This is a genomic window from Phocaeicola barnesiae DSM 18169 = JCM 13652 (assembly GCF_000374585.1).
In the GTDB taxonomy this organism is placed as follows: Bacteria; Bacteroidota; Bacteroidia; order Bacteroidales; family Bacteroidaceae; genus Phocaeicola; species Phocaeicola barnesiae.
In genome coordinates this window covers 253,483-259,793 of record NZ_KB894646.1, presented here as the reverse complement: position 1 = coordinate 259,793, position 6,311 = coordinate 253,483, and the positions used below count along the sequence as shown (strand labels likewise).

Here is a 6,311-nt window from a genome sequence, read left to right as displayed (position 1 = left end):
GTATACGGTAGAGAGCTTGTATCTGGCTCCGTAGTAATCCGCTTTCTCTTCGCGGAGCATAAGGTCGTTTTCTTCCTCGGTCATCGGCTCATCGGTGCGGAGTTCACGTTCCTTTTTTCGTTTCTCGCGGATGTTCTCCACCTGTCTGCCTATGGCGCGGCACATGTAGAACAGCGTACGGTCCAGAAAATTGCTGTGGAAGCGGTTCTGCATCTCCACGATGATGTACTCTCCCGTAGTAGTCAGGCAGTACAGGTCGTAGATGATGCCTGCGTCCGCTATGCTGTCGGAGTGGTTCTCCTTGTCCAGCAGGGTCAGGTTTTCTATCTGGTGTTCCCCTGCCAGCAGTTCGTTCAGCAGCGTGATGAGCAGTTCTTTGCTGGCCGGTTGTCCGAAGATAATCTTGAATCCGATGTCGGTAAACGGATTTACGAAGTGTCCGCAGGTCAGTTCCTCGTTCCTCATGTGTCCTCCTTTTCTGTTTCGTTTTCACAAAGATACGTTTTTCGGCAGAAAAAACAAGCGGAAATGCTGAAAATGACGAAAGTGCCCGAACCCCGTTTCCCGGAGTGCGGACACTTTGTCGTCCCGTCATTCTCTGTTGCCTGAGGTCCGGATTTTTCTTCCGGAAGAAATCCCGTCCCGTCAAATTGCAATCTGACGGCTTGTTCGTCAATCAATGTGTCGTATCTGTTGCCGTCTGAGGGAGTGAATGGGTATGCTCTGGAAATGCTGAACGGGTATCCACCGGAATATGCACTTGTATGGAGGAAATAGGGCTATATATAAAGAGAGTCATTTGGATATATGGGGAATTAGTGCTATTTTTGTTTCCGAAAGATTGAATGTTTCGGACATTCTCGAAAGACTTTAATAGTGACCAGACGGAATAATATACAGAAAAGCAGCTATGGACAATTACTTGAAAATAAGAAATTTTGGCCCTGTTAAGGATGCAACGGTAGAATTAAAACCATTTCTTGTATTCATTGGAGGCCAAGGTACAGGGAAGAGTACAATCGCTAAATTGCTTTCAATATTTCAGGATAAGTTATGGTATATGTCCATACTTTCTGAAAAGAATGAAAGTAGCCTAGAAGCATTTATAAAATTCGGAATTCATAATTATTTCAATGAGGATACCTGTCTTGAATTTATGAATGAAGAGACACACATAGTATATGACAAGAAGAAGTTCTCTTTATCATATAAGGGCAAGTCTTCACCAGAAGAACTACAGCCTGTTTTTTCTTCGTGGTTTGAGGATAGTGCCAGGAAATTTGCTGAAATTTCACAATCAGATTTGCTTGATATCCAGAAACTGACAATGAGCCAGAATGAAGCTGAGAAGGATAATCAGCAACCGTTTCAAGACCAGTTCAAATCGTATCTGCAGAATTATCTGGAAATTCAAAACAGGTTGAATCTCATACAGTCGGTTTTCAGCAATATGGGTGCAAAGTTATATATTCCTGCTGAAAGAAATCTGATGGCTTCTTTCGCCGGGACATGGGCGAACATGAAAGTTGCAGGCCTTCCATTGCAGGATAAACTTTTGAATTACATAAGTTATTTCGAAAAAGCCAAGAAGGAATATCCTGTGTATCATATACCTTCACTTGGCATAACCTACAAATGTGAAGGAAATAGTGAAGGGCTATTAATAAACGGTACTGACAGGCTGTTACCCCTTACAGAATGTTCCTCGGGCGTTCAGTCTTTGTTGCCAATGCTGATGGTTCTGGATTACTGTATTGACAAAAGTATCTACGGCGGATATGTCATTGAGGAACCGGAACAGAACCTTTTTCCTGATAATCAACTGTACACGCTGAGATACATTATTGGCAAAAATAATGCAAAAGGTTCCACTTGTATTATTACGACACACAGTCCGTATCTTCTGTCGGCCATAAATATATCACTACTGGCAGGTAAGATTGCCGGATATGAGAAATATAAAGACGAGGTAGGAAACATATTGCCTGAGGTATACCATCTCCGGCCGGGAACGGTGGCGGCGTATGCACTTGGCGATGAGAAGGAATATTGTAGAGATATCATGAATGTCAATACAAATACTATCGATCAGAATTATCTGGATACGACATCATCCATCATAGGTCAGGAATTCGGTAAGCTATATAAATTGTATGTTAAATCGTTAAAGGACAATCACTAATGGAAATACCTCAGTCTGTGCGGAATTTAAAGTTGTGTTATGCATTCAAGGGATATAAACAAAAAGTGGAAGATTGCATTACGGTTACTACTGCTACCGAGTTTTTTATAGAAGACAGTCCTGAAAGTAAATGTACGGTGATAGTTGAGCATGCAAGTGAAGACAAGAAATGCAAGGTGATAAACCTGTCATCTTCCGAAGTCGTGCTTTTGGCTATTGACAACAGACTGATTACAAACAGAGAGATAGCTGATGCGGCTGTCTTTAACACGGGCGATTTTCATTTTATTGAGTTCAAGACAAATGCGGAAGGTAATTCCGACAAGGCTGTTTCCGATACTTATGATAAGGCGATTTCCCAGTTAAAATCGACAATGGATCTTTTTGAGGCAAATTTAAGTGCCGTAGGAATAGATTTTAAAAATAAAATGAATATAGGCTGTCATATTGTTGTGGCAGAAACTTTTCCTCGCAACAATGCTGTAGAAATTACTAAAGCGATGGATTTTGCTTCTAATACCTTAGTCCCATTGCATTTTGATAATGAGATAGAACTTTTGAGTAATATGGACTGAAACTCATCGTTCCGTCCTCCAAGGATTCCATTGACTTTGACCTGGATATTTTCTTCCAGCAAGTAAGAGGCATTCTCAGTTTGGTGAATACCGGACTGTCACCCGCACGATAGGTTATTTCTTCGAATTCCGTTTCCAGTCCCGAAACCTCACTGCACGAAATGTCCCCTACATTCGAGATAGACACCTTGAAATAAAAACTGGGCAAAGGCCATGCCTGTGTGCTTGCACTCTGTGCTGTTCCATTATCTGCCATACTATTTTAGCTTGTGTATCATAGTGACCGCAAGTTACTGTTTTTTGCGGAAAAAACAAATGTTTGCCGTTGTCTTTTATAGAAACAGGTATAGGTCACTTCAATAAAGATGAGGATTGGACAGACATTCTTGGAACTGCAGAACGGGTATTCCCCGGAAACACCCCGATGAAACACCCGTCCTGCCCATTCGCTTTTACCTTTTAACTGTTAATCAAGCTTTTAGCTTTTAACTTTTAACTTTTAACTCTTAACTCTTAACCAGTTCCTTGATCAACTGTTCGTTTTTCAGCCGGCATACCAGCAGCCTGCCGTCCTTCTCCGCCACGATGTAACCGTCCAGCCCTTCTATCACCACCTGCTTCTCGTCCTGAGTATGTACGATGCAGTTCCGGCAGTCGAACATCCGGATGTCATTGCCCACCGCCGTGTTATGCCGGTCGTCCGCAGGAAGCAGCGTGTGCAGGGAGCCCCAGCTTCCCAGGTCGCTCCAGCCGAAGTCCGCCGGCAGCACATAGATACTCTTCGCCTTCTCCATCACCGCATAGTCGATGGAAATCTTCTCGCAGGTAGGGAAGAGCCGTTTCAGTTCCTCCGCCTCCTTTTTCGTGTACAGGCTCGGAGCCAGTTCATCCATCACCTCCGCTATCTGCGGCGCATGCTTCCGCAGGGCAGCCGTAATCGTTTTCACGTTCCATACAAAGATACCCGCGTTCCACAGGTAGTTTCCTGCAGCCAGGTATTGCTGGGCCGTTTCCAGATTCGGCTTTTCACGGAAAGAGTCTACCCGGCGTATCTCGCTGCCTTCCAGTTTCTCGCCCGCGCAGATGTAGCCGTACCCCGTTTCCGGTCGGGTAGGGCAGATTCCCAGAGTCACGATGCTGTCCGAATGCTCCGTAAAGTCCAAGGCCTGCCGGATGTTTCGTCTGAACTCCTCCGTATCAATTACCAGAGCGTCCGAAGGCGTCACCACGATGTTCGCCTCCGCGTCCTGCTGCCGGATTTTCCAGCTGGCGTAGGCGATGCAGGGGGCCGTGTTCCGGGCCTCCGGTTCCGTCAGGATGTGCTGTTCCGGGATGTCCGGCAGCTGTTTCCGTACGATGTCCTTGTAGGCTTCCGAGGTCACCACCCAGAAGTTCTCGGGCGGACAGATACCGCCGAAGCGGTCCACCGTAAGCTGAATCAGCGATTTGCCCACCCCCATCACGTCGATAAACTGTTTCGGGTAAGTGGGGGTACTCATGGGCCAGAACCGGCTGCCGATTCCGCCCGCCATAATTACGATGTGATGATGCTTCATATTCTTTGATTTGAGTTTTCAGTCATTAATCCTATATAAATTCATTGGAACTCAGAATTTCTCCAGCTCCAGCCGGGCATAGTCCGATTCCAGCGTCATCGTCTTGCCGTTGCAGTGAACCACATCGAACACCGTTTCCGCCTGGTTGTCGATGCCGAAGGGACGGAGTTTCTCCACCGGAGCATTCTCTCCGCTGTCGCCGGTAGATTGTCTTACCTTGAAATCCTTCACCACCAGCTGCGTCTCGTTGTTCCGGTATTCCGTCCGTCCGATGTAAGCGCCGTATCCGTTCGGTCCCTGCTTTTCGGCCACCTCCGTTACCATCCGGGTGATGCTGTAGTACAGCCGTTCGCAGGTTACCGTTTCGTCCGTTTCGCGGATGGTGAACTGCTTCAGTATCCATTGTCCTTCGATGTCACTGTTTATCGGAGCCTTCTGGCATCCGCTCATTCCCAGAATGAGCCATAGTCCGGCCAATACCGGTATCAAGCATCTTTTCATAATCCGAATCCTCCTGTCTTGCTAAGTGTAATCATTCCCCCGGTGCTGTTGCCCAGGTAGTTTCCTCTGTCCAATGCGGCGGCAACGCTGACTTTCCAGCCTTTGGCCCACTGTGGGCTGTAAGTCACTTCCGCCAGTCCGTTGAACTGCTTGCGTACCTTGTCCAGCGGAGCCGCATAGGTTCCCCAGTATCGGGTATACGAAGCCAAAATTCTCCAGTTCCATGCTGATGTAGGGTCTCCGCAGATACCGATGTGCTGTCCCTTCATGCGGTTGCTCTTGAAGGTGATGCTGCCGTCGCTGTTGTAGAGCGGACCGGGTAACAGCGGATTCCCCATGCCCTGTCCGTGGTGTTGCCATGCCTGGTAGATGTAATGGTTGTAGTAGCTGTCTCCTCCGCTCATCTGCAGGTCATCGAACGAGCCCCAGAATCCGTCGTACAGAATCGGTCCCGAAGAATCCTTGGTGCTCAGTCCTTCCCAAAGCACACTGGTAATCCACCGGTTCCGGGGTGGTGTGATTTCTATTCCCAGTTGGCCGTCCTTCCAGCGTCCGTATTCCCAGAACATCTGCGAGTGGTCTTCGAAGTAATGCTCCAGCTGCGCCTTGATGATCCAGTCGCTGCAATAATAGTTCAGGGAAAAGTTCCAGCTTCCCAGCATGTTTCCCTCTACGTTCACCTGCTCTCCTGCCGGAGCATCCTCTCCGCCGGCAGTAGGGAAGAAGGCCTTCCAGTAAGATTTCAGTCCGTCCGGCATGTCTGTTACCAGCTTGCTGCTTCCATCCTCCAGTTTCCGGTACTGGTCACCGCCGAACTGCGTCGCCATCAGCAGACCGAACTCGAATTCCAGCGGCAGTTTTTCCCGGTTTCCCAGGCGGAACATTAATGACTTGCTGTGGTATTTTATTTTCTTTGCATACAGTTGGTTCGTTCCGGCAAAGTCCTCCTGCCAGTTTCCGTCCGTAAACCATCCGTAGGCCAGGTGTCCTTTCAGGGCCAGCCAGTGTCCCAGTCCGGGAATGTCCAGATATTCCTTGATTTCGGCCCGTATCTGGGGTACCGGTCGGGCGTTCGGTCCCTCCACCATCCATCCGCTGGTCAGTTGTTCGTTCTTCTCCAGCGGAAATCCGCTGCGTTCCTTGCTTCCCAGGCTCAAGGTCAGTTTTTTCCACGAGATGTCGGCATAAGCCTGTTGTATCCAGAAGTTCGAGGTCAGGTTCTTTCCTCCCGCCAGGTCCAGTCCGGCCGCTATCCGCCAGTCATGTTTCAGCGTTTTGTTCCAGGCGATGCCGGCCCGCAGGTAAGCGTTCTTGCTTTCGTTGCTCGTCATGCCATAGCGGTTGGCTGTCAGCCAGAGGGGCGCATATTCCCCGTTCGAAACGGTCACTGCCGCTTCGGCCCGGTAGGTCAGTGTCTGTTCCGGCTGTTGTGCGGCTGCCGGTACCGCTAATATAGATAGTAATAGTGTCTTGTAAAGATTCATTGGGATATATTTT

Annotated in this window: 7 protein-coding genes; 2 read left to right on the top strand and 5 right to left on the bottom strand. The window is 48.1% G+C overall.

The window, feature by feature from the left end; genetic code table 11:
- Positions 1-465: PD-(D/E)XK nuclease family transposase (locus C510_RS0106105; protein WP_018710456.1), on the bottom strand; the 465-nt coding region annotated here is incomplete at its 3' end.
- Positions 466-910: 445 nt separating this feature from the next.
- Between C510_RS0106105 and C510_RS0106095 the strand changes: the two genes are divergently transcribed.
- The gene (locus C510_RS0106095) at positions 911-2,182 is read left to right on the top strand and encodes an AAA family ATPase (protein WP_018710454.1); all 1,272 of its coding nucleotides are present in this window, start codon (positions 911-913) and stop codon (positions 2,180-2,182) included.
- A complete protein-coding gene (locus tag C510_RS0106090) occupies positions 2,182-2,757 on the top strand; it encodes a hypothetical protein (protein WP_018710453.1) in 576 nt (191 codons plus the stop codon). The genes C510_RS0106095 and C510_RS0106090 overlap by 1 nt, the downstream gene beginning before the upstream one ends.
- Here the strand turns inward: C510_RS0106090 and C510_RS17850 are convergent.
- The 4 genes from C510_RS17850 to C510_RS0106075 all read right to left on the bottom strand — a co-directional run bounded on the left by C510_RS17850 (position 2,696) and on the right by C510_RS0106075 (position 6,298).
- A complete protein-coding gene (locus C510_RS17850; protein WP_081621819.1) occupies positions 2,696-3,013 on the bottom strand; it encodes a phage tail protein in 318 nt (105 codons plus the stop codon). The genes C510_RS0106090 and C510_RS17850 overlap by 62 nt on opposite strands.
- Positions 3,014-3,263: 250 nt before the next feature.
- Positions 3,264-4,313, bottom strand: a complete 1,050-nt coding sequence (locus tag C510_RS0106085) for a mannose-1-phosphate guanylyltransferase (protein WP_040366053.1) — start codon at positions 4,311-4,313, stop codon at positions 3,264-3,266.
- A gap of 51 nt (positions 4,314-4,364) precedes the next feature.
- Positions 4,365-4,814 carry a lipocalin-like domain-containing protein gene (locus C510_RS0106080; protein ID WP_018710451.1) on the bottom strand — a complete coding sequence of 150 codons (450 nt, stop codon included), beginning with the start codon at positions 4,812-4,814 and terminating at the stop codon, positions 4,365-4,367.
- Positions 4,811-6,298: a capsule assembly Wzi family protein gene (locus C510_RS0106075; RefSeq protein ID WP_018710450.1), complete on the bottom strand. Its 1,488-nt coding sequence runs from the start codon at positions 6,296-6,298 to the stop codon at positions 4,811-4,813. The genes C510_RS0106080 and C510_RS0106075 overlap by 4 nt, the downstream gene beginning before the upstream one ends.
- Between the last annotated feature and the right edge of the window lie 13 nt (positions 6,299-6,311).

What these genes read in the sequence shown, in the direction of transcription:
- C510_RS0106090 (WP_018710453.1), top strand. Translation starts at nt 2,182, where the DNA reads ATGGAAATACCTCAGTCTGTGCGGAATTTAAAGTTGTGTTATGCATTC.
- C510_RS0106075 (WP_018710450.1), bottom strand. Translation starts at nt 6,298, where the DNA reads ATGAATCTTTACAAGACACTATTACTATCTATATTAGCGGTACCGGCA.
- C510_RS0106095 (WP_018710454.1), top strand. Translation starts at nt 911, where the DNA reads ATGGACAATTACTTGAAAATAAGAAATTTTGGCCCTGTTAAGGATGCA.
- C510_RS0106085 (WP_040366053.1), bottom strand. Translation starts at nt 4,313, where the DNA reads ATGAAGCATCATCACATCGTAATTATGGCGGGCGGAATCGGCAGCCGG.
- C510_RS17850 (WP_081621819.1), bottom strand. Translation starts at nt 3,013, where the DNA reads ATGGCAGATAATGGAACAGCACAGAGTGCAAGCACACAGGCATGGCCT.
- C510_RS0106080 (WP_018710451.1), bottom strand. Translation starts at nt 4,814, where the DNA reads ATGAAAAGATGCTTGATACCGGTATTGGCCGGACTATGGCTCATTCTG.